Here is a 22,479-nt window from a genome sequence, read left to right as displayed (position 1 = left end):
TCGAGACGCGTCGGTCTGGGTTGATCAGTCGTGGGTTTGTTCACTGCGGAAAATACGATTTGGTCCCGTTGGCGATGCGCACGAGCGCCAGCATCAGGGGCACCTCGACCAGGACACCGACGACGGTGACCAAGGCAGCGCCCGAGTGGATGCCGAACAAGACGATGGCGGCGGCGACGGCGAGTTCGAAGAAGTTGCTCGAGCCGATCAGGGCGGCCGGCGCGGCGATGCAGTGGCGCACCTTCCAGGCTTTCGCCCAGCCGTAGGCCAGCGCAAAGATGAAGAAGGTCTGCAAGATCAACGGAATCGCGATCAGCACGATGTGCAGCGGGTTGTCGAGGATGACCTCGCCCTGAAACGAGAACAAGAGCACCAACGTCGCCAGCAGCCCGATCATGGTCACCGGGCCGAACTTGGGCAGAAACTGCTCGTCGAACCACGCCTTTCCCTTCTTGTTGATGAGCGCGGTGCGTGTCGCGTAGCCGGCGACCAGCGGGATGACGACGTAGAGCACCACCGACAGCAGCACCGTCTCCCAGGGCACGAAAATGTCGCCCAAGCCCAGCAAGAACATGACGATCGGGGCGAACGCGAACAACATGATCAGGTCGTTGATGGCCACCTGCACCAGCGTGTAGGCGGCGTCGCCACGGGTCAGGTAGCTCCACACGAAGACCATCGCCGTACATGGCGCCGCGCCCAACAACACCGCCCCGGCCAGGTACTCGCCGCGAAGTTCGGGGGTGATATACGGCTCGAAGACCACGTTGAAGAACAACCAGGCGATCGCGAACATCGAAAACGGCTTGATGAGCCAGTTCGCCACCAGCGTGATCGTCAGCCCCCGGGGCTCGTTTTTGACCCCGACAACGCTCTTGAAGTCGACCTGGAGCATCATCGGAAAGATCATCACCCAGATGAGCACCGCGATGGGCAGGTTGACCTCGGCGTAGGTCAACTCGCCAAGCACGTCGGGCACGAACGGCACGAACTGGCCGATGGCGATGCCCGCAGCGATACACAGCGCCACCCACACCGTCAGGTAGCGCTCGAAGAAGCCGATATCCTTGTTGGCGCCCTCGATGAGGTTGTCGTACTCGACGTCTCGACTCGTCATTGAGCTTCCTCGTTGCTCGGGCTGCCCGGGGAAACGAACAGGTCCACCAGGGCGCGAAACCGGGCGACGGCCGCCGGCTCGACGCAGTAGCACACCCTCGGGCCGTCCACCTCGCCGCGGATGAGCCCGGCGGCTTTGAGTTGCTTGAGGTGCTGCGACACGGTCGACTGGGCAAGCGGTAACTCGTCGACGATCTCGCCGCAGATGCACGCATTCTTCTCCATCAACAGACGCATGATGGCCACGCGCGCCGGATGCCCCAGCGCCTTGGCATACGCGGCCAACTGGTCGGCGTCGAAGACCTCCGCGCCGGAGACCTCCTCGGGCGCTGCTGGCGGCGGACAACATTCCTTCGATTCAGTGGACATACTCTTCCTCGTGCCGAAACCTATCGCCCATCGCAAATAGACGATTAAACAGCACGGGTCAACCCTGAACTCTTCCAGACTCCCGAGCCAGTCACCACCGCATGACATGAACTTCGTCGTGGAATGGAGTTCCCTTACGAAGCTGGGCTTCCCACAGAGTGGAAGCAAGATCGACACTCCGTTACGATTCGGCGCACGCTCGACCACCGACGACCTCTGTGGGGGATTGAATGCGCGCCCGAACATCATTCGTTGCCTGCCTTACCTGCCTGGGGACCCTTATCTGCCTGGGAGCCTTGGCCGGCTGCTTGCCCACCGCGCCGCCTCCGATGGTCAGTCCCACGGCGACCGCCGTGGTGGCGTCGGGGCCGACCGGCCAATCGGTCTTCTCCCAGCGCGCCGGCGCGGAAGTCACGACGGAGGCGACCTTTCTGGAGTCGCAGTTGAGCCATCGGTTTGGCAGCGGGGTGTCTGCGCATGGCTCGGTGTCGTGGGCGCAGGGTTGGTACGAGGAGCGCCAACGCGGCACGCCCGAGACCGTCGAGTATCGCAGCGGAGAGCAGGTGCTCGGGGCGATGGCGTGGCTGTTGGCAGGCCGCGGCGGCACGAGCGTCGAGGTCTCCTCGCCGCTCTACCTACACGCCGGGCTGAGCTACGGGCGCGGCGACCAAGACCTCGCCTACATGAGCTTCGACGCCGCCGCCTCGGTCGAGGGGCATTTCGCCGACAATATGTGGGGCGGCCTGATGATCGGCGGCGGCTACACACACCTGTTCGACCCGGGCAACCCGGTCTACGTCAACAGTCGGGACTCGGCGGATTTCGAGCAGATCGAGCGGCTGTCGACCGGCTTCTTCCTCACGAGCATGGGGCTGGGCGCCTGGCTCGGAGAGGGCGAGCGTGTGGGGTGGTCAGCGGATCTGAGTATGGCAAGCCCCATGACCACCGACGAAGACTGGGGCGCGAGCTTCTTCATGGCGTTCGCCCTCGGCCTGCACATTCGGCTGGGGGAATGAACCCATCACGATTCACGGTGTCGGACACCATGCGGTAAACGTTGAGCCGGCCCTGCAGAGGCCGTCACGCCCGCTATTGAGGGCGCCCCGAAAGTCGGGCGCGAAACAGCCATTGATGGGCGGACGATCAGAGGCTCCAGAGCGAGGCGATCGAATGGACGACAAGCTACGTCTCTTTTCGGCGAGACGCACCTCTACGCAAGAGCGCCGCGAGTCGTCCGCCCTTCAGTTGCCGCACCGCGAGGGCGTCGTCTGCCCTCGCCGTCAATAGCGGGCGTGGCTGTTCTGCAGGGCCTGCGCCTATAAAAACACACGGTGTCTGACATCGTCTCCTCGGAGAATGCACTTCCCTTACGAAGTCCGTGTGACGAGAGCTGGAAAACTCACCCAGATCTTGGCGCCTTCGGTGCGCTCGACGTCGATCCGGGCGTCGAGGGCGGCCAGGTGCTCGCTGCGAAAACGCTCCGCGTCGACGAAGGCGCCCTCGGGGTGACTGCAGGCGAGCTCGACGAGTTCCAGGAACCGACGTCGCTCACCGAAGCGGCGCTGGCGGCGCCACACTACGAAGTGGCGGGCAAATACGTAGACCGGCACCGCCGCGAGTACGGCGGCGCAGCCGGCGATCACCGCCTGCCACCAAGGCCCGGCGGCCATCACGAACGCGACGACGTCCTGCTCGCTCGCCGGCCCGGCCAACTCATCGGCGGTCAGCACGAGCGCGCCCCACAGGCCCAGCGCCCCGAAGAAAAAGGCCCCCAGGGCGATGGCGTCGGCCACCAGGCCGCCCTCCTGACGAAAAACCTCCTGCGGAGCCTTCTCGCGCTCCCACACCGGCGGCGGCGTGCCCACTGGGTCGGCGCCGGCGTCGAGCCCCTCGAACACGTACAGAATCTGCGCGTCGTCGGTCACGACGATATCGCCGCCGTAGTCGACCAGAAGCCGCGTGAGCTCCTCGTGGGTCCGGGCGAGGTCCCAGCCGTACAGGCGGACCAGGTCGGCCACGCAGATCTGGCCCCCACATCCGGCGACCAGCGCGGTGAAGTTGCGCTCGTCGGACAGGTCGTCGATGCGCTCTCGACCAAACGAGAACAGCCCGCCCAGCCGGTCGAACAGCCAGCGGTTGACCCCCTGGGTGATGCGCAGTGAAAAGACGGTGATCCAGTAGCCCACGAATAAGATCGGCGCCCAGACGCACAGCCCGAGTAAGAAGCCGCTGTCCATGTACTGGATCAACACGAGCAGCGCCGCCCCCACCAAAAAGACGAGCGACAGCGCCGGAAGCGCGAGCAGCACGACCACACCGAGCAGCACGTTTTGGACCACGGGCTGGCCCGGAAACGACAACTCGTGGACCAACCCCAGATAGACCAGCGCGATCGTCGCGGTGACCAAGCTCAGGGCGACCGCCGCGCCGAACCGGCCCAAGGCCGCCGCGCCACTGCGAAGCCGGTGCGCCCAGGGACGGAGCCACCCCGGCAGGCTCAACAGCCCTGGCATGGGCGCGAAACTCTCGAACAGATACTCGACCTCGTCGTGCTCATTGAGACGCACGTCGGCCCCGCGGGCGGTGCCCAAGAACGCCAGCGCCGGCTCGCACAGGTGCTCCGGAACCCCCGACACGCGCACCGCCTCGCGTACACCCACCCACGCCCCGGCGTCATGGTGCGCCCTCAACGCGTCGAGCAGACGCGCGCTCGTGTCGGCCAACTCCCAATCTTTCTTCTCGATATGGACGCTCTGGGTGCTCATCGCCAACCCCAAACATGAACTATTGTGGTCGAAGCATCATGGCGATTGGGCTCCTCGCGCACAAGTCCCCCATAAGCGCAGCCGAAGGCGTGGCATAACCGCATGGACAGGGCGTGGCCGGAGAAATGGGGTTCCCTCAAGCAGCGTCGAGCCACTGCCTCCACACTTGTCGCGCCGCGCGGAACCGACGCACGTATTCGACCACGTTGGGCACGTCGTACCGATCGGCGGCCTCGGCGAGCGCATCGTCGAGCGTCCGGCCGCGGTGCAGCAGCCGGTTGGCCTGCGCGAGCGTGCCCGGCCCGGCCTTCCACAGCGCCGCGATACGCGAGGGTTGATAGCAGTGCCGGCGGGCGTAGCGCTCCTGATAGGTGAAAAAGGCGCGCAACGCCTCGGCCCCGTCGCCCATCAACGAGCGGGTCGTGTCCCGTCCCGCGTCGTCCAGGCCGGCGTCGATGCCGGCGTAGCGCCCCATCTGCAGCAAACCGTGGAATTGGGAGCCGGGGCGGTGGGCTCGGTCATCGCCGTCGCTCTCGACGTCAATCAAGGCGAGAACGACCTCGTCGGGATAGGTGTCTTCGGAGAGGCCCATCTGCACGCGCGTGTCGCGCACCAGGGGCCACCAGCGAGAAACGTTCGGATTGGAAGATTTTGGCATTTCAAACCTCGATCGTCTGGGTATTGCACGAGATTGCGTCATCGGTGATGTCGAAGAGGCGGTAGCGAAGCCGACCGCGGTGGGGGCGCGTGCTCTTGCCCCCGTCCGCGATCCAGCCAACACCGTCGACCTCGCGCCATAGGCCCCAATGGTGGTCGTGGCCCATGAGGTACAGGTTGCACCGGTGGGCGCACACCGCGCGCATCTCGGCGGCGTCGACCAACTCGAGGCCGAGGTCGTCGTCGTACAGGTGGTGGTGGCCGGCGACCACGCGCGTGTGCGGTTGGCCGGTTTCGAGGTAGCGGGCGAGTTCTTGACGCTGGCGGTAGCCCACCCGGCCGCGAGCCAGGTCGCCCAGCCCGCGGGCCTCGGCGGTGGTGTCGATCAGGGTGATCTGCACCCCGTCGACCGTCATGCAGTACGGGTAGCCTTCGCGGGCGCAAGTCAGGGCGCGCCGAAAGGCGCCGAACGGCCGCCGGTCGAGCCCGCCGAATGTCCCCATCCACTCGACATCGTGGTTGCCGGGGCACACAAGCATGAGCCGACAGTCGGCTGCCAGCGCGTCGAGAATCTCGGCGGCGACCTCGAACTCGTCGGCGCGACCGCTGTCGACCAGGTCGCCGGTGATGACCACCACCGCGTCTGTGTGGTGCTCGATGATGTGCGCAACGAGCCGACGCAGGTGATGGTATTCAGCGCCGCTGCGCTCGGAGACGTGTAAATCAGTCAGGTGAATGAGCTTCATAGTCGCTCCAGAAAAGCAAAGGCCGACGGTTGCCCGTCGGCCTTTCTCCTTGTGAAGGTTGGTTGTTGGGAGTGAGGGGGGCAGCGCTCAGGGAAACTGCCCGAGCGCGCTCATCCTCGGCGCGGCCTCGGTGCGGCCCTGCTGGCGCAGCTCCTCGATCTCGTCTTCGAGCTCGGCAATACGCGTCTCGTAGCGGGCCTCGAGGGCCTCCATACGCTCGGCGCAGCGCCGCTCGGCCTCGCGTGCAGCCCGAAGCTGCTCGCGCACGTCGGCCAGCTCACGCTTGGCCTCCTCCAGCTCGGCGGTTTTCTGCTCGAGCTCCTGGCTGACGTTACTCAATGCGCTCTCCAGGCGCCCGAAGCGAGCTTCGTAGCGGTCGAGCAGGTCGACGTGGGCCTGGTTTCCGTCTTTGTAGGTGTTGCGCGTCAGCCACCAGACGATGAACGCCAGCGCCACATAGGGCGCGACGTCCTCGGGCAAAATCTCAAGTAAGGTTGTCTCAGTCGGCATCGGTCGACTCCTGGGAAAAAGTGTCTTGAATCCACTCCTCGACCTCGTCGGCGTCGCCATAGTGCTCGCGGATATACCACCCGAGGTCTCTTGGCTCGGGCCGCTCGTCGCCGAACGCCCGGCGCACCAACACGTGCACGTAGGGCTGGTAGACGCGGCGGCCGAAGCGGTAGAGCGCCACACGCGGGCCATGTTCGCCGGCGAAGGTCTGCTTTTTCGTCGGCTCGTCGTCGTGCAGCGACCAGACGGTGCCATCTGGGCAGACGGCGTACTGGCCGTCGAAGCCCTCGATGGGCATGCATTGTTGGGGGTCGTACTGGTCGGACATCGCGGCTCCGTGTGGTTCGCTCAAAGGCGTGTGGTTCGATTGGGTGAGGGTCGCATCCCCTCCACCTATTTATGCGGAAAATGAGTGGGGGTTTGATCGGTCGCGTGACGACTTTTTTCGGCCCCTGCTCGCGCGATAGGTGAGCACCTTTCGCCGGTGACGCGTCGAGGCAGCCCCGCAGGCCAGCCCCTCGGCGACCAACTGGGCGTACACCGCGGTGCGCGCCCGCGTCACCCGATCGTGCAGGGTCGACGAAGAAACACCGAAGTCGGCGGCCACCGCTCGCAGCGTGCGGCCCAAGATGTCGATCTGGCCCCACGCCTGCACCAGGTCCCGGGCGCGCTCACTCCCGGCCTCTCCACCGCCCAACTGTGCGACCGCGCCCTCGAGCACCTCGCGCACCAGTCGCACGTGGTAAGTCGGCGGCCCCGAATAGGCCGTCGGGTCGCGGGAAGTCTGCACCTTGACGCCGAGCCGCTCGATCTCGGCGAACGCGCTCCAACTCGACCAGAGTCCGGGGCACCCATGTTGCCACTCGTCAATGACGACGCGGGCGAAAAAGCCAAACTGCTTGGCCGAGTCGAACTGCGGTGCGCGCTTGCACAGTAATCTGGGGAGGTCGTCAGGGGGGACGTAGTCGTACGCCCACCGTTCGAGGATCTGTTCGTAAGCGTCCATGATCTCGGGCGGTGCTCTCGAGGGAGGGATGTTGGCTGCCTCACCTCGCTTCTGATGAGCCGCTGCGCGGCGTCGAAGCGGGTGCTCAGCCACCCATTAGCATATATAAGCACAGTACTAGCAAACAGAGGGCTTTTCAAGAGCGGTGGCGAGCGCCTTCGCTACCCGAGATCGAGGCGAAGCTCCTCATCGAGGGGATCGGGCGTGGGCCTTCTGGCCAGGGGGAAGTTGCTTGGGCCGGAACTCGTAAGTCTTCGATGCGTCGAGGTATGGGTACAGTTGAATCAGCGCGGTAACGTCCGTGTCCGCGAGGCTCTTGTCCGTGACCACCTTGTCGAGCCATTTGTCGCGGGTGAGTCTTTTCATTTCGGGAGTGCCCCCAGGTCAACTACTGAACAAACACCTAGTCATTTGTTCAGTATTATGGATCCAAACTGGCACCCGATCAACGTCCAAATCTCGATTTAATGATCGTATAACAATAAAAAACCGGCCGCGTGGCCGGTTGATGGGAAAATTGCGCGTGAGGTGTTCAGGTCACGGAAAGGTCATCCAGAAGGCCCATTCGACCTCGCCGACACGCTCGAGATAAGGGGTGTCGACCATCTGTTGCCAGTGCTGCTCGACGCGCTGGAGGTCGCGGCCGGTCTCGCGGGCAAACTGCTCGACGGTAACATGGATGAGCCAGTTGCCCGCCGGACGAAACACGGGCGCGGAGACCATCATCAGCATGTTCATCACGAAGGGATCGAGCGACGGATCCATCGCCACCCGATCGCGCCAAGCCGAGCGCAGCTCCTCGGAACTCACCTTTCCCGAGCCCGACTCGCCCAGCGAGTCCACGGTCAACTCGGCCTCGTCGACCCCCAGCGCCCCGGCCAGCGCCGACAGGCGCTCGTCGGGAATGCCCCGATCACCCGCCTCGATCTGCGAGATCATCGTCTGATGCACCCCGCCGATTAGCTTACCAAGTTTGGTCTGGCTCAGCCCGGCCTGCTTGCGCAGGCGCGCGATCCGCTCACCTAATAGCTTACGAAGCTCTTTTTCTCCGCTCATACGCGCATGCCTTGTTCATACGGAACGCTGTAGAACCCACCATACGCCCGTTCTGGGCTGTTTGGCAACCACCTGCCCGCCTGCTCTTGCAATTGCTCTTGACCTCGCCCTTATTTGCTATTAACCTGCTCTTGCGAAGCTAATAACCACTCAGGAGCGCGCCATGAGCAGCCCACTCGACAGTTCGACCCAGCACCACCGCCCCGCGTCTCGAGGCCAATCGACGCGACTCGGCAACCGGCCCTGCCCAGATTGCCACGGCCAGGGCGCCACCCCGGAGGTCGTCGTCGACTACATCGACGGCGTCTACGAGCGCATCGAGCTCGGCAACATCCTCTGGATCTGCCAGACCTGCCGCGGCGACGGCGAGGTGCCCCAAGACCGCTGATCGGCCCCCGTGCGGCCCCGATCACGCCCAAAACAGCCATCGCTCCCGAATTTTCGGGAGCACCAAGCGACAACCGTGAAGCACTCCAAAGGAGTCCCCCATGAAGCACATCGCATCGAAGCTCAACGCCATCCGCCAGTCCATCGCCCGGCTCGAGCCCTCCGCGCCCGACGCGGCCCGAAGCGACGCCAGCCTCTACGACGCCGTGCGCCGCGAACTGGTGCGCCATCGGGTCGAGTGGCTCCCGTCGCTGACCCTAGTCTCCCGCGAGGAGACCGACACCGAGACGATGGACGGTCTGCCCGAGCTGCGCCACCTGGTCGAGCTCGAGGTTGTCTACGTCGACTGCGACAGCGGCGAGTCACTCACCCAGGTCTGGTCGGGCGAGTCGATCCACCACGACGAGGAGGGCATTCAGATGGCCGCCGATCAGGCCGTCGAGGCCGCACTGAGCGCCCAGTTCATGCTCGGCTCGGCCGACGACGCCGCAGCCGAGCCGACGCGGTCGACGAACCATCACATTCACCTGCTTGAGGTCGCTCCGGCCGCGCCGGCAAGCGCCATCATCGAGCGGCTGCATGACCTCGGGCTGAGCGACGAACAGGTCGGCCTCTTCGGCCAGTGGATGGCCGACATGGAGGAGGTCGACGACATCTCCGAGATCAGTCGTGCCCGCATGCTCGCCTGGTACCAGCGTCTGTCGGCCTCGAGCGACGACGAACTGTTGACCAAGGTGATGGACGCGGTGGCGACGCTCGACGCCGTCGCCTGAGCCCCCCAACACACCATCGAACCGAAGATTCATAACCATCAACCAGACACACAGGACAGACCCATGACCACCGCGACAGCAACCCCTTTCGAGAGCCGCCCGCTTCCCCCTCGCGACTGCCGCACCATGAGTACCGCCCCGCGCTACTCCGAGCAGTGGCACGCGCTTCGCGCCCGGGGCGTCGGCTCCTCGGACGTGCCCGCCATCCTCGGGCTTTCGGCGCACGCGAGCGCCGAGGACATCTGGCGCACCAAGCTCGGCGAGGAGCCGCGCCGACAACCCTGGCTCGACGACTACGCCGACTTCGGCCGCTGGTTCACGCCGCACCTTCGCCGCTGGTGCGAGGCCGAAGACGACATCGACCTCGTGCCCGGCGCCGAGCTGGGCATCCTCCAGTCGACGCGCTGGAGCCGCGCGATCACCAATATCGGCGCCTACGACCCCGCCGCGGACGTCATCGAGGCGTACAAGACGACCTCCCAGGCGTGGAAGTCGGTCCCCACGGCGCACTACGTGCAGTGCCAACACCAACTCTTCGTCACCGGCGCTCGCCGGGTGCGGCTGCGCCAATTCATCTGCCCGGTCGACCGCGCGCTGCTGCCCGGCCTGCGCGACCGCCTGGGCAGCAGCATGCCCCAGGCCGACCCGGCCGAGGTCGACGCCGCCCTGGTCGATTGGCTGCTCGACGCAGGCGAGATCCACACCTGGATCTTCGAGCGCGACGACGCGCTCATCGAGCGCATGCTCATGCGCGAGCGCCGCTTCTGGGCGTTCGTCGACATGCAGGTCACTCCCATCGAGGCCGACCCTGCCGGCACGGTCGACCTGACCGAAGCGCCCCAGGTGCACGCCGCCTGCGTGGAGTACGCCCGTCTGCAGTCGCGCTACGACGCCAAGGTCCGAGAGTTTCTGGACGCCGAGGGGCTCGAAGTCCCCACCCAGGCCAGCGTCGGCGGCACCGCCGACAAGGCGCTGAAGGCCGCTCGCCGCGAGCTTCGCCGCGCCATCGACCAAGCCGTCGCCCTGCTCGACGAGCGCCCCAAGCGGGTGGTCATCGGCGAGCACCATGCCACCTGGATCGACCGCGGCACCCACGCCTTTTGGAATCCGTACCTCTCCGGCGACAGCGGCGTTGTCGACTTCTGAGCACGAAGCTCCCCACACCAAAGCAAGCACACGAGATAGCAGTGAGTACGCAGTACGAAGTAATCGAAGAGGACACGCTGACCGGACAGACCGAACAGGTCACGGTCCGCCCCACCTGGGAGAAGGCCTGCGAGGTGGTCGACGCGATTCGCGCCGACCGCCCCCTGCGCCAGAACCTGCGCTACGGCTTCACTATCAAACCGGCCGAGGAGGAAGAGTCATGAGCGACGATACACCGGCCGCCGAGCTTCGCCGTCAGCTCGAGCTCGTCCGGCAGACGATGCCCGAGACGCTGGCGCGCCTCGAGCTGCTCAAGCGCGGCGACATCGTCGCCGAGCACGCCCGGATGGTCACCCCCGCGCAGTTGCACGCCTATCTCGCCCGCACTGCCGACTGGGTCACCACCGAGCTGGGCGAGTGGCACTTCGTCCACCTGCCGACGGGCGCACGCGTCGACACCACCGAGGCCGACGGCATCGAGGCGGCGATCTGCGCGATCGCCGCCGCCGAAGCGCGTGGCCAGTTGGCGGTGTGGGTCGACCTGGTCAGGCTGTAGCTCGACGCGCGCGACTCGAGCGTCAGGGGGGACGGCGAGTCCGCTTCACCGTGGTAGTTGTCCCCCCAGCACTCCACGCGGCCGGAGGTGGTCGCGGCGCAGAAGTGGCCGGACCCGGTGCTCAGCTTCAAAAAGCGGCGGTGGGCACACCCGTATGCACGGCGGGTCGTTACCACTTAGCTTCCATCCGAATTGGCCCGCAGATCGACGACCACTTGCTCTTCATCCGGGTCGTCGCTTTCGATGACGAGTTCGCCGGTTTCGGGCTGATTGTCTTCAGGTTCGAACGTGATCCGTACGTCGAAGCTCTCACCGGGGGAGAGGTATTCAGTCCAATTGTCGCTGTCATTTTGGCTTCCCGGGTTGTTCGGATCGGGGTAGGAGAGGTGGAAACGGCTACTACCAGAGACGTAAATGTCGCTGATCCACAGGGGGAACGACCCGGTGTTGCTGACACTCAGGAACTCGTCTGTGGTATCGCCCGGTGCCGGTACTCGTCCAAACTTGACCGTCGTCGGGGTGACGGCGATTTCAGGTGCGATCGGCGGACCCTCGACAGCGATTTCATAGAAGGGATGCACGGGATCGTTACTCGTCACTTGGACCATCGCCCGATCGTCTATGTCATCTCTCGGCGTGTATCCGACGCTGACCGTGTGGCTCTGATCGGGCTCGAGCAGAATATCGCTGCTTGTAAAACCGTCACCCGGAGTGAATTCGACATACGAATCAAACTCGCCGCCGTGTTCCTCGAACAGTACAATCTTGCTGATGATGAGCGTGTCCCCTCCGACATTCTGGAGGTCGAAGGACGCCTCCGCCGTCTCATCGTAATTCACTGCAGGCATCGCAACTTGTTGCGGTGCTTCGAGTTGGGGCGCATCGGCGGGGTATGCAGAGTCTCGTGTTGTTTCGGCGTCCGATGCATCTCCCGCGTCAGCGCCACTACCGGAGCCAGACGAAGAATTACTACAGCCTGTAGCGACACACATCAGGGATACAAATGAGACGAAAATAAAAGAAGCTTTACGGTCCATGTAAACTCAAGTGATTGCACCAATGGGAAAAATCGTGATCAAGCATACTATGCTCGAGTTAATGAGGCTCCGCAAGGTCTCCGGGGACGTGAGCTTCACCGTTGGTGTCGGTGAACTCGAGGGGCTTGAAGAGCCGGTAGCCGTAGGTCGCTGAAGTCATCAGCGTAGTATTGGTGGTCGAGAGGGACGCGTCGGTCTTGGTGGGCAGCAAGTCGTAGGTGACGCTCGTGGTGTGGCCGACCGGGTTTTTCATCTCGACCGCCCGAGCGGGGATATCACGCGTGCAGGGGACATTCGCCCCCAATGATGAGGCTCGCCGCACGCAAAACGCCCCGAGCTGATCTGATGATCAACTCGGGGCGCTCGTCGTCTTAGATGACCTGCAATGTGGTGAACCACCCCGAGCCGCGCTCACCCGCGTGCAATGGGCTTCGTCGGGGAATGTACTTCCCTTACCGCATCGACGAGGTGGGGTACCTGTCCTACGACAGCAAGGCTGCCGACCTGCTCTTCGAGGTCGTCAACCGGCGCTACAAAGCCCAAAAGTCGGTGGCGCTGACCACCAACCTGGCCTTCAAAAACTGGACGACCGTCTTCCCCAACGCGACCTGCACCGTCGCGCTGGTCGACCGACTGTGCCACCGCGCCGATATCCTCAAAGTCGAGGGCGACTCGTGGCGAAAAAAGGAGGCAATGGAGCGCCAGGAGCGGCGCAAAGACGACGAGGAGAACGACCAGTGAACAAGATCCCGGTGCCGCCCCACCTTTCTGGGCCTCAGGCGAGCATGCTCATCGAGCTCGTCGACTGGCTCGTCGACGCGCTCATCGAGTGGCAGCAGGCCCTTCGCAGGACCTATCATCCGTGGGAGATCGAGGCCGACCAGGACTGGCACGACGACATCCCATTTTGACACCTCACGCTGCCGAGGCCAGCCACGCGCGCTGGTCTCGGTGGTCGAGCTGTCCACTCGACCTGTCCATATTTACGCGCTTTCTGAGGATCACTAACAGCAGCAAATAGGTATGCATCAGGCTCCAATGCCAACGGCGCGATTACGGGCGGCTGTTGCCCGAAATGCTGAAACTCGTCGAATGCAAACCGCCCCGAGCCGATCTGATAATCAGGTCGGGGCGGCTCGATGTCTTAGTTGACGTGCAATTTGGTGAGCCCGCGCAAGCCACACTCACCCGTCTAGAATGGACTTCGTAGGGAGGCTGTGTCAGGGAACGTGCTTCTCATACGCACTTCAACAATTGCGCTGATTTAGCCGCCAAACTGGAGCTATCGGAAAGGACTCAAAAACTCTGTAGCGCCTCGCTTCCTTTGGTTCGACTGCCAAGTGTGAAGACCCAGTAACTCGAAACGCAGATGCTGAGTTTCTGTCACTTCCAAGCTTAAGAGGCCTCTCTCACCAAGCTCACTGCATGTCTCGCGTGTAACCTCTTCACCCAAGCACGTCGACTCAAACCAGCTCTTTTCCGAATAGTGAGCGGACTTAGCGTTTAAAGCTTCGCATTTCCTCGCTACTTCAGCCACGATGAGTGCTTCAGTCGAGGTCTCAAGCTGTTGTGGAAGGTCTCGCCACAGCTGAGCAAAGTCCCAGATGGGTCTGAGTACGGCCACAGTCCACTTTTCACCAAGAGGTGCCGCACGATACACGACATTGTACAGCCATCCGCAAGAACTCAATCTTCCTAGAAAAGACTGGATGACATCACTACTTTCATTGGTAAGTCTCACTAAGATAGATGTCGGAACCGAACAAACTAGTGATTGGCGGCTAAGTGCATCGAGCTCCGCTTTTGTTGCTACTTGGGAGCGCTCTGAAAGTTCGCTCGAAGGTTCTGGAATACCACGATATGCTCCCAATTTGGCTTCGTGCGCAATAATGGCGGCGAGCAGCTTCGCCTGTGGCTGGACCTGCGGCTGAAAAATCACAAAAGATAGCCACGACTCAATCTCATTAGGTGTTTCTAAAATCTTTTCCATATTTCAATAGTCATTGATCCGACGACCACCCACTGGGCCTTGAATCTGTGCCCCAGTGACGGCATCCATCGCACCTAGATGCTCTCCTCGCATGTTGAAAATTTCAATTTCTCCGTGCAAACCATCCCAAGTGTAAAGATAATTTCCGTCAGTTCTAACTCCGGCATTGTGATTATCAAGTGACCTCCAGACCGGACTCGCAGATGGAGCCATTGTCTCGTTTTTAAGCTGTTTCTTCGTGGCTTCTTGTCGAGCTTTGTGCTTCTCCCATTCTCTTACACGATCCTGCACTCGTGACTCGTTGTACGGGTGTTTCTTGTTTGTCATTGGTGCGAGATTGTCGTTGGTTACCATCTCGCCAGAATCGATCCTCACCTCTACAGTGTTTGTGATCTTAAAGCCTGAATTCGAGTCAACGCGCTGAGTTATTCTCTCCTGAACTGCGGCACGGCCAACATTCCGGGCCTCGGCACGCATCATCACATTTCCCGCGCCGTTCCCGCCCTTCGCAACGGCATTACGAGTGGCTGCTTTCCCACCACCTTTGACCGCTGTCCTTCCTGCGGTTGCCGTACCCACAGAAATAAAATCCAAGATTGCAAACGCTACGTTCGATGTATAGAGCGAAAATTGTACTGCCATCTCTTCGGCATCGTGACGGCGAGCGGCAGCCCCGGCTGCCACGAAGTTGTTTCTTGCGTCCACAGCTGGGCCTACCAACGGAAGGGCCCAGGTGACGGAGTTGTCTATATACTTCGGAGCACGAGGCGAGGAGCGCTTTTCCCCTGCACCTTCCGTCGACTCCACGGTTCCAGGGCAGTAATCTAGTTCACAGGCATTCTTCTCTTCCGGAACCGACATTTGAACATCGGATTCCGTTGCCTTTTGAGAGTCTCCCGAGCCGCCCCCTCCATCGACATTAGGTTTTGTTCCAGCAAGATCTGTAAGTCTGATAGGATTCCCACTCACATACCTGTACAAATTCGGCCCATCCACCATCCCCAGCGGATCCGGCGCCGTCCACCTCGCCATCCACGGCGCATAGTACCGCGCCGAGTGGTAGTGCAGCCCACTCTCCTCGTCCTTCTCCTTGCCGGTAAACCGGTAGCGCTTGTACTCGAAGCTTCCAAAGGCGGTCTCACCGTAGGGCCGGTACTCCTCCCGGTTGACGAATAGCGTCCCGTTCTCCGGCACCTGCCGCAGCACCACGTTGCTCGACTGCAGGTGGTCTCCCAGGTGGTAGCGGGTCCTCGCGCGGTCGGCGCCGTCGAGCTCGGGGCCGGCGCGGTAGGTGGCCACGCGCTTGGCGTCGTCCATCAGGTGGAGCGTCTGGTTTTCGGTGGTCACAGACTCGTTTTCGATGACCTGCTGGTGCTCGAAGACGCCTCCGATGTAGACCGTGCGGGTGGTCTTCGCGCCGCGGCACACCACTTTCTGGACGCGCTCGCCGCCTGCGTCGTAGCTGTAGTGGGCAAAGACCGAGGGCGCGCTGCCGGTTATCTGGTTTCGAAAGGAGCGCATGCGACCGCCAAAATCCCACTCGAAGTGGCGCTCGGTGTTTTCTTGGACCAGGTTGCCGACGCTGTCGTAGGCGTAGGTGTAGGCGTTGCCACCGGCGGTCATGCCGGTCATGCGGTTCGAGCCGGTCTCGGTGGTGTAGTTGCGCGTCCACTGCGAGCCTGCGCCGTATTGGTGGGTGAGCAGGCTCAGCCCGCCGACGTCGTCGTAGGCGTAGGTTTCGGTGTAGGCGCGGGTGTCCTGCGGGCTGTCGGTGTAGCCGGCGTTGGATTTGGCGGTGAGTTGGTCCTGCCAGGGGTCGGTCTTGAGGACGTCGCTCTCGCGGCCGGTGGCTTCGATGAGCCGGTAGAGCGCGTCGTAGGCGAAATCCCGCACCATCGTGTCGGTGCCGGCGATGCCGATCTCAGAGACCCGCTCGTCGGTCGACAGGATGTTTCCGACGGCGTCGTAGCTGTAGACGATGTCCTGGTACTTCTTGCCGCTGCCATCGGTCGGAAGCGTGTAGCCTGTCTCGGGCGTCGAGTCCGGGTGGTACTTTTCGCTGCGCAGCCGCTTGAGGCGAAAGACGTTGGGGTCGTAGGCGTAGCGGGTCATCACGCCGTTTCCAATCGCCGCCAAAATCCGTTGTCCTTTCGCATTATAGGCGATGTAGTCGACCGACGGCGTGTTCGTGCCCGACATCTGGACTGACTGCAGGGCACCTGCGCGGTTGAACTGGGGCGTGATGGTCTTGCCGTAGCCGTAAGTGTCGGCGTCTTCCTGGTCGGCCGGCAAGGTCATCTGCACTGGGCGGTTGAGCGCGTCGAACACCGACTTCGACTTGTAGGCGGTGCGATAGGGGCTGTTGTCAATATCGACGAGCTCGCCCTTTCGGGTGGCGAGGTCGCCGGTCCAGTCCACTCGAAACGTATCGACGACGTAGCCGTTGGCGCTGTCGGCGTCGTCGACGGCGCCGATCATCAGGCCCGGGTCGATCACCTCACGGGTGTTTGCCAGCGCGTTTCCTTTGAAGTCGTATGCCTCGAGGGTGACCACGCCCGCTTCGTCGTAGTGCTGGTAGGGCTTTCCGAGGTGGTTGGTCGTGGTCGGGTTGGCCATCTCGTGGCCGAAGATGGTGCGGCCGACCAGACGCACCGACTCGCTCGAAGAGTCGCGCCCCCACTGGTGGGTGGTGCGAAGCATCTCGTCGGCGGAGGTGAGCGTCAGCGCGCCTCTTTCGTCGCGCGCTTCGATGGGCGTGCCGACGGCGTCGAAGACCGCGATCGAGGTGCCCGCGTCGATGCTCTCGTTTCTGAGTTTGCGGTCGGCGAGGTCGTAGAATTGCGTGGCGGCCGTGCGTCCCTTGGGATCGACGACGGTGAGGACGTTGCCGCGGATGTCGTAGGTCGTCCGGGTGACGAGTTGCTCACCAGTCTCGAGGCGCTCGACGGTTTTGATCGTGCGCCCCAGCGCGTCGACCACCGCGCTCGTCGGCGTATCCCAGTGAGCCTCGGCGCCGCCGACGATCGCGGTCCTGTTTCCGTCGTCGTCGACCTCGTAGTCGTAGTCGTTGGCGTCCCACGAGTAGGTCTTCCAGGGCGTCGGATCGAAGAAGGTCGGGTCGGCCACATCGGGCACCTCGCCGAAGACCACCAGCGTCTTGGCCCCGTCGGGGCGGATCGTCTGGACCTGGCGGCCGCGTGTCGAAGCCTCCCACGGCGCCCCGGGCCCCCACCGCCCCACCGGGCTTGTCCCGGTGGACGGAAAGCCTGAATGCTAGAGAAGCGCCCGCCTCCCTCCCATGGCGCGCGCAGCGCGCCGAGTCGGCCCCATCCGTCGTCGGGAAAATCCCTTCCCTTACCGTGGGATTCTTCGAGGATGGTATTGACGGTGGAAGTTACTGTTCCTGATCGTCTAGCAAGTCTCTGACGTCTACATAACGCCGGAAGAATGCCTTTCCAGATTGCTTGTCTACCAATATTCCTATGCTATTGTGCGAGCTGGGGCTCGCCTCAAATACAAATACCCAGCAGTGCTTCAACTCGGCAGCTCCAGCGAAGCATAAGTCTGAAGGTTGGTCATCTTCTTCCAATACATCTACGGCAATTTGATACGCCATAGCCCGTTCCTTCGCCGCCCCTCCTCCTCGGGTATGTGTTTCATATGCGTAGAGTTCTGAGTCGTATTCTTCGGCTATATGACTCAGAAGCTCAAAGAGTTCGCCTCTTCTCTCAGCGTCCACCTCAAGCTCGACGGGTATTACTGAGCCACGAAACCCCTCCCCAGTCAAATCCAGCAACTGGTACTTGTATTTGCCTGGGATATATTCGGCATAAATGACGAGAGCCACAACTGTAAGTCCTGAGTAAGTTATTGGATACGCAACAAAGGGCGGTCAAGTCCGACCAATTGTGTAAACTCGCTCTGCGCAGGCTGACTTCTGTTCCTCACTCAGCGGCTGCTAGAAGCGCGTCCTCCTGGGCGTGAGTTGCCCGCTTCGAGTCGTAGAATTCTTCCATCTTCAGATACCGTCCTCAGGTCGCCCACTCCTCGTGCTTCTCGGCTGCCGCTGAGCAGGGTTCTATACGTAGAAGAAGAGCGTAGGGCACGTCACTGTTCTTCGCGCGCGCAGTAAGTCTCGTGAACCTCACAGACTCCCGAATATGTCTGGGCTGCGATGCCAGGAAGTGATTCTGCGGCGCAGTGCCTTGGGCCAGCCAAAGAATCATAGCCACGAATTTCACAGCCAAACAAGGCTGCGCGAGCCTGCCAGACGATCACGAGGCCCTGCAACACGGTGTCCGACACCGGGCGGTAGCGGCTGCGCTCACCAACAACGTCGCATGACCGCATAGAATGCGCTTCGTCGGAGAATGTACTCCCCTTACCGTGCACCCAATAATGAGGCTCGCCGCACGCAAAACGCCCCGAGCTGATCTGATAATCAACTCGGGGCGCTCGACGTCTTAGATGACCTGCAATGTGGTGAACCACCCCGAGCCGCGCTCACCCGCGTGGAATGGGCTTCGTCGGGGAATGTACTTCCCATACGTCGCGGGGCGCGTAGTGGCCAGTATCGTGTATACAGCCCACCAAAGCATCATGTGTCATTTTCCAAAAGGTGCTCCAGCTCCAACATGTGAATCGCGGTTGACATTATGGGTAGCTGAGCGACCTGAGACATCCTGTTCCTGTAAGTATCCAAAAACGTTGCTTTGAATTCGCCCCGTCGGCGACGGTTCTTGAGAAACTCACCCAAAGCATCCAGCAGTTCAACCCGCCGCGCCTCATCTAGCTCAACCTGAAAAAATAGCAGCGCACCAACTTGTTCAAACAAGTAAGCGAGTTGGCTGTCTTCCTCATGACTCAGGTGCTCGCTTTCCAGCAGTCGAGTTGCACGCCCAATAGCGCGATCGATGTACTTGTCTGCCGTTAAGGTCGCAAGCGCTGTTTGTACGCGCTGATGAAAGTCACCACGTTCTATTTCTGTTGGTCTCATCCAATGGTCGACCTCGGCGGATAGAGTTGCGAGGAATCCAACGCTTTTGGGCGCGATGTCCCTACCTGCTTCCACCGAACCCAACAGCTTCTGCAATTGCTCTTTCTTTTCTTTGAACATAGCGGTCCTCATCATAATTTGAGCTTATTTCGTGTAGAATCCACGCGAATTGTGTTTGATATGGCTCCACCCGCGTTCTTCTTTAAAGTGAGTATGAATGGTCACGTTGCCCCCTTTTTCAGACGTGGCGGTGAAATACTGTGTATCAGGATCGTAATACCCTACGCGCGGCTTACCTGTCCGCTTGTCCTTGTAAAAGAACTTCCATCCCTTGTGGATAGTAATACGTGCACTTAAGTCGTACTCGGTTTTCGTTTGGACATCGATATCGTCCGGAGCGGCATGGTTTCTGTAGTGGTCGTTTAGGCCCGGCCCCTTCACATCTTGGTTCGACTTCGCCCATTTAGCATGCTTTGCCTTGCCTTTCAGTGAACGACGCAAGGCTGAATTACTGAGTCCCGATTTTTTTTTCAGAACTTTCAGGCCACCCTTGATTGCCCATAGACTGGTAATGGTACTATAGCCTTCAGCTCCTTCAACCTGATATTCGTTCTCAAGGGCAAACGCTTCATCTCGAGCAGTGGCTATTTCGGGAACCGCCGCCTCTTCAATCATCACAAATGGATGTCCCCGCATTTCCTGCATTGCTTGCTTTCCAGCGCCTTTCAGCCGCTCAATATCCTGAGCGTTCCGCTTAGCTCTCCTTTTTGCAGCGTAAACCGGATCATCAATAGGTATAGTCTGTACTGATGAGTCGCTGGCGCTGCGCCCCGTTGATATTGTGGACGTCCCGCCACGGTCGAACTCCGCCATGTTTTTTGCGTGCGTTTCGAGCGTCTGGCACATGTTGATGATCTCTCGGGCTTTGCCTCTCGCATCCTCCGGCATCTTTGAATCATCTGCGACTTTTTGAAGACCCGGTCTATACTTGGCCTGACAAACGTCCTGAGAAGAAACAACAGCGCTCTCTTGGTCGCCACCATTTTTGGCTGTTCCGCTTGGATCCACCAACTTCACCGGATTTCCACTCACATAAGCATACAAGTTCGGCCCATCGACCATCCCTAGCGGATCGGTCGCCGTCCACCGCGCCAGCCACGGCGCATAGTACCGCGCCGAGTGGTAGTGCAGCCCGCTCTCCTCGTCCTTCTCCTTGCCGGTAAACCGGTAGCGCTTGTACTCGAAGCTGCCAAAGGCGGTCTCGCCGTAGGGGCGGTACTCCTCGCGGTTGACGAAGAGTTTGCCGCTCGAGTCGGGCACCTGCCGAAGCACCACGTTGCTCGACTGCAGGTGGTCTCCCAGGTGGTAGCGGGTCCTCGCGCGGTCGGCGCCGTCGAGCTCGGGGCCGGCGCGGTAGGTGGCCACGCGCTTGGCGTCGTCCATCAGGTGGAGCGTCTGGTTTTCGGTGGTCACAGACTCGTTCTCGATGACCTGCTGGTGCTCGAAGACGCCTCCGATGTAGACCGTGCGGGTGGTCTTCGCGCCGCGGCACACCACTTTCTGGACGCGCTCGCCGCCTGCGTCGTAGCTGTAGTGGGCAAAGACCGAGGGCGCGCTGCCGGTTATCTGGTTTCGAAAGGAGCGCATGCGACCGCCAAAATCCCACTCGAAGTGGCGCTCGGTGTTTTCTTGGACCAGGTTGCCGACGCTGTCGTAGGCGTAGGTGTAGGCGTTGCCACCGGCGGTCATGCCGGTCATGCGGTTCGAGCCGGTCTCGATGGTGTAGTTGCGCGTCCACTGCGAGCCTGCGCCGTATTGGTGGGTGAGCAGGCTCAGCCCGCCGACGTTGTCGTAGGCGTAGGTTTCGGTGTAGTCGCGGGTATTCTGCGGCGAGTCGGTGTAGCCGGCGTTGGACTTGGCGGTGAGTTGGTCCTGCCAGGGGTCGGTCTTGAGGACGTCGCTCTCGCGGCCGGTCGCTTCGATGAGGCGGTAGAGGGCGTCGTATTCGAAACCCCGCACCATCGTGTCGGTCCCGCCCACACCGACGTCGGTGACCCGCTCGTCGGTCGACAGGATGTTGCCGACGGCGTCGTAGCTGTAGACGATGTCCTGGTATTTTTTGCCCGTGCTCGGCAGCAAGTAGCCGCTCTCGGGCGTCGAGGTCGCAGCGTACTTCTCGCTGCGCAGCCGCTTGAGGCGAAAGACGTTGGGGTCGTAGGCGTAGCGGGTCATCACGCCGTTTCCGAAGGCCGCCAGGATGCGCTGGCCCTTGGCGTTGTAGGCGATGTAGTCGACCGACGGGGTTTGGGTGCCCGACATCTGGACTGACTGCAGGGCGCCGGCGCGGTTGAATTGGGGCGTGATCGTCTTGCCGTAGCCGTAGGTATCGGCATCTTCCTGGTCGGCCGGCAGCGTCATCTGCACTGGGCGGTTGAGCGCGTCGAACACCGACTTGCTCTTGTACGACGTCCGATACGAGCTAGAGCCGATCAGTTCGCCCTGGCGATCCTCGAGCGTCTCGCCGGGCGCCGGCGTCCAGTCCACGCGAAACGTATCGACGACGTAGCCATTGGCGCTCGAGGCGTCGTCGACGGCGCCGATCATCAGCCCCGGGTCGATGACCTCTCGGGTGTTCTCGAGCGCGTTGCCCTTGAAGTCGTATGCCTCGAGCGTGACCACGCCCGCTTCGTCGTAGTGCTGGTAGGGCTTTCCGAGGTGGTTGGTCGCCGTCGGGTTGGCCATCTCGTGGCCGAAGATGGTGCGGCCGACCAGACGCACCGGCTCCGAAGCCGAATCGCGGCCCCACTGGTGGGTGGTGCGAAGCATCTCGTCGGCGGCCGTGAGCGTCAGCGCGCCGCGCTCGTCGCGAGCTTCGATGGGCGTGCCGACGGCGTCGAAGACTGCGATCGAGGTGCCCGCATCGATGCTCTCGTTTCTGAGTTTACGGTCGGCCAGGTCGTAGAATTGCGTGGCGGCCGTGCGGCCTTTGGGGTCGACGACGGTGAGGACGTTGCCGCGGATGTCGTAGGTCGTCTGGGTGACGAGCTGCTCGCCGCCCTCGAGGCGTTTCGACCAGAGCCGAGGTGGGCGTATCCCAGTGCGCCTCGGCGCCGCCGACGGTCGCGGTCCTGTTGCCGTCGTCGTCGACCTCGTAGTCGTAGTCGTTAGCGTCCCACGCGGCGGCTCGGAGCGCACGGGCATGCCGTAGGCGCCGATGTCGCGGCTACCGACGACCGTTGCCCGAAACGCTGAGACTCGTCGAGCGCAAAACGCCCCGAACCGATCTGATGATCAACTCGGGGCGCTCGATGTCTCAGTTGATGCGCGACGTGATGAGCCGCAGCAAGGCGTGGTTGCCTGCGTGGAATC

Annotated in this window: 24 protein-coding genes and 2 pseudogenes; 8 read left to right on the top strand and 18 right to left on the bottom strand. The window is 62.1% G+C overall.

Translation table 11 applies throughout. The features are described 5' to 3' along the window. Positions 1-40 precede the first annotated feature (40 nt). Positions 41-1,117, bottom strand: coding sequence for an ACR3 family arsenite efflux transporter (gene arsB, locus FIV42_RS16065; RefSeq protein WP_141198673.1), 1,077 nt, complete (start codon positions 1,115-1,117; stop codon positions 41-43). Continuing rightward, entirely contained in the window at positions 1,114-1,485 is a 372-nt protein-coding gene (locus FIV42_RS16060; protein WP_141198672.1) for an ArsR/SmtB family transcription factor, read from the bottom strand. Before FIV42_RS16060 ends, arsB begins: the two co-directional genes overlap by 4 nt. A 230-nt stretch (positions 1,486-1,715) precedes the next feature. Here FIV42_RS16060 and FIV42_RS16055 point away from each other — a divergent pair, with 230 nt between their 5' ends. After that, positions 1,716-2,501 carry a hypothetical protein gene (locus FIV42_RS16055; protein ID WP_141198671.1) on the top strand — a complete coding sequence of 262 codons (786 nt, stop codon included), beginning with the start codon at positions 1,716-1,718 and terminating at the stop codon, positions 2,499-2,501. Positions 2,502-2,852: 351 nt separating this feature from the next. Here the strand turns inward: FIV42_RS16055 and FIV42_RS16050 are convergent, their stop codons facing one another. The 8 genes from FIV42_RS16050 to FIV42_RS16015 form a co-directional block, all read right to left on the bottom strand. Beyond that, positions 2,853-4,250: a hypothetical protein gene (locus FIV42_RS16050; RefSeq protein ID WP_141198670.1), complete on the bottom strand. Its 1,398-nt coding sequence runs from the start codon at positions 4,248-4,250 to the stop codon at positions 2,853-2,855. Between the two features lie 136 nt (positions 4,251-4,386). Next, the gene (locus FIV42_RS16045; protein WP_141198669.1) at positions 4,387-4,908 is read right to left on the bottom strand and encodes a hypothetical protein; all 522 of its coding nucleotides are present in this window, start codon (positions 4,906-4,908) and stop codon (positions 4,387-4,389) included. Between the two features lies 1 nt (position 4,909). Further along, the gene (locus FIV42_RS16040) at positions 4,910-5,653 is read right to left on the bottom strand and encodes a metallophosphoesterase family protein (protein WP_141198668.1); all 744 of its coding nucleotides are present in this window, start codon (positions 5,651-5,653) and stop codon (positions 4,910-4,912) included. A gap of 87 nt (positions 5,654-5,740) precedes the next feature. Further along, entirely contained in the window at positions 5,741-6,163 is a 423-nt protein-coding gene (locus FIV42_RS16035; protein WP_141198667.1) for a hypothetical protein, read from the bottom strand. Next, on the bottom strand, positions 6,153-6,491 hold the full coding sequence (locus FIV42_RS16030) for a hypothetical protein (RefSeq protein ID WP_141198666.1): 339 nt from the start codon (positions 6,489-6,491) through the stop codon (positions 6,153-6,155). Before FIV42_RS16030 ends, FIV42_RS16035 begins: the two co-directional genes overlap by 11 nt. Before the next feature lie 69 nt (positions 6,492-6,560). Next, complete coding sequence (locus tag FIV42_RS16025) at positions 6,561-7,169, bottom strand: hypothetical protein (RefSeq protein WP_141198665.1); 609 nt, start codon at positions 7,167-7,169, stop codon at positions 6,561-6,563. 186 nt (positions 7,170-7,355) lie between these two features. After that, positions 7,356-7,535: a hypothetical protein gene (locus FIV42_RS16020; RefSeq protein WP_141198664.1), complete on the bottom strand. Its 180-nt coding sequence runs from the start codon at positions 7,533-7,535 to the stop codon at positions 7,356-7,358. A 171-nt stretch (positions 7,536-7,706) separates the two neighbouring features. After that, on the bottom strand, positions 7,707-8,225 hold the full coding sequence (locus FIV42_RS16015; protein ID WP_141198663.1) for a helix-turn-helix domain-containing protein: 519 nt from the start codon (positions 8,223-8,225) through the stop codon (positions 7,707-7,709). 163 nt (positions 8,226-8,388) lie between these two features. Here FIV42_RS16015 and FIV42_RS16010 point away from each other — a divergent pair, with 163 nt between their 5' ends. The 5 genes from FIV42_RS16010 (at position 8,389) to FIV42_RS30920 (ending at position 11,087) form a co-directional block, all read left to right on the top strand. Beyond that, on the top strand, positions 8,389-8,613 hold the full coding sequence (locus FIV42_RS16010) for a hypothetical protein (protein ID WP_141198662.1): 225 nt from the start codon (positions 8,389-8,391) through the stop codon (positions 8,611-8,613). Between the two features lie 100 nt (positions 8,614-8,713). Beyond that, the gene (locus tag FIV42_RS16005; RefSeq protein WP_141198661.1) at positions 8,714-9,385 is read left to right on the top strand and encodes a hypothetical protein; all 672 of its coding nucleotides are present in this window, start codon (positions 8,714-8,716) and stop codon (positions 9,383-9,385) included. A gap of 63 nt (positions 9,386-9,448) precedes the next feature. Then, positions 9,449-10,531: a hypothetical protein gene (locus FIV42_RS16000; protein WP_141198660.1), complete on the top strand. Its 1,083-nt coding sequence runs from the start codon at positions 9,449-9,451 to the stop codon at positions 10,529-10,531. 41 nt (positions 10,532-10,572) lie between these two features. Further along, the gene (locus tag FIV42_RS15995) at positions 10,573-10,755 is read left to right on the top strand and encodes a hypothetical protein (protein ID WP_141198659.1); all 183 of its coding nucleotides are present in this window, start codon (positions 10,573-10,575) and stop codon (positions 10,753-10,755) included. After that, a complete protein-coding gene (locus FIV42_RS30920; protein WP_246099059.1) occupies positions 10,752-11,087 on the top strand; it encodes a hypothetical protein in 336 nt (111 codons plus the stop codon). The genes FIV42_RS15995 and FIV42_RS30920 overlap by 4 nt, the downstream gene beginning before the upstream one ends. A gap of 59 nt (positions 11,088-11,146) precedes the next feature. On the opposite strand, the pseudogene FIV42_RS31445 reads toward FIV42_RS30920, so the two are convergent. The 3 genes and pseudogenes from FIV42_RS31445 to FIV42_RS15980 form a co-directional block, all read right to left on the bottom strand. After that, a pseudogene (locus tag FIV42_RS31445) lies at positions 11,147-11,263 on the bottom strand (hypothetical protein); the annotation flags it as partial. Continuing rightward, positions 11,264-12,124 carry a choice-of-anchor D domain-containing protein gene (locus FIV42_RS15985; RefSeq protein ID WP_141198657.1) on the bottom strand — a complete coding sequence of 287 codons (861 nt, stop codon included), beginning with the start codon at positions 12,122-12,124 and terminating at the stop codon, positions 11,264-11,266. 58 nt (positions 12,125-12,182) lie between these two features. Beyond that, the gene (locus FIV42_RS15980) at positions 12,183-12,377 is read right to left on the bottom strand and encodes a hypothetical protein (RefSeq protein ID WP_141198656.1); all 195 of its coding nucleotides are present in this window, start codon (positions 12,375-12,377) and stop codon (positions 12,183-12,185) included. 206 nt (positions 12,378-12,583) lie between these two features. On the opposite strand from FIV42_RS15980, the pseudogene FIV42_RS15975 reads away from it, so the two are divergent. Together FIV42_RS15975 and FIV42_RS30185 are read left to right on the top strand one after the other, a co-directional pair. Beyond that, positions 12,584-12,865: pseudogene (locus tag FIV42_RS15975) on the top strand (ATP-binding protein); the annotation flags it as partial. Beyond that, on the top strand, positions 12,862-13,035 hold the full coding sequence (locus tag FIV42_RS30185) for a hypothetical protein (protein WP_168210695.1): 174 nt from the start codon (positions 12,862-12,864) through the stop codon (positions 13,033-13,035). The pseudogene FIV42_RS15975 and the gene FIV42_RS30185, both read left to right, overlap by 4 nt. Positions 13,036-13,406: 371 nt before the next feature. Here the strand turns inward: FIV42_RS30185 and FIV42_RS15970 are convergent, their stop codons facing one another. The 5 genes from FIV42_RS15970 to FIV42_RS15950 form a co-directional block, all read right to left on the bottom strand. Continuing rightward, the gene (locus FIV42_RS15970) at positions 13,407-14,114 is read right to left on the bottom strand and encodes a hypothetical protein (protein ID WP_141198654.1); all 708 of its coding nucleotides are present in this window, start codon (positions 14,112-14,114) and stop codon (positions 13,407-13,409) included. Between the two features lie 3 nt (positions 14,115-14,117). Next, the gene (locus tag FIV42_RS15965) at positions 14,118-17,354 is read right to left on the bottom strand and encodes an RHS repeat-associated core domain-containing protein (protein ID WP_141198653.1); all 3,237 of its coding nucleotides are present in this window, start codon (positions 17,352-17,354) and stop codon (positions 14,118-14,120) included. A 154-nt stretch (positions 17,355-17,508) separates the two neighbouring features. Then, positions 17,509-17,961, bottom strand: a complete 453-nt coding sequence (locus FIV42_RS15960) for a hypothetical protein (RefSeq protein WP_141198652.1) — start codon at positions 17,959-17,961, stop codon at positions 17,509-17,511. 750 nt (positions 17,962-18,711) lie between these two features. Continuing rightward, on the bottom strand, positions 18,712-19,230 hold the full coding sequence (locus tag FIV42_RS15955; RefSeq protein ID WP_141198651.1) for a hypothetical protein: 519 nt from the start codon (positions 19,228-19,230) through the stop codon (positions 18,712-18,714). Between the two features lie 24 nt (positions 19,231-19,254). Next, positions 19,255-22,311 (bottom strand): RHS repeat-associated core domain-containing protein, encoded by a 3,057-nt coding sequence (locus FIV42_RS15950; RefSeq protein ID WP_141198650.1) that lies wholly within the window; start codon positions 22,309-22,311, stop codon positions 19,255-19,257. Positions 22,312-22,479: the final 168 nt, after the last annotated feature.

Source organism: Persicimonas caeni (genome assembly GCF_006517175.1).
In the GTDB taxonomy this organism is placed as follows: Bacteria; Myxococcota_A; Bradymonadia; order Bradymonadales; family Bradymonadaceae; genus Persicimonas; species Persicimonas caeni.
This window is presented reverse-complemented; position numbering and strand designations above follow the sequence as displayed.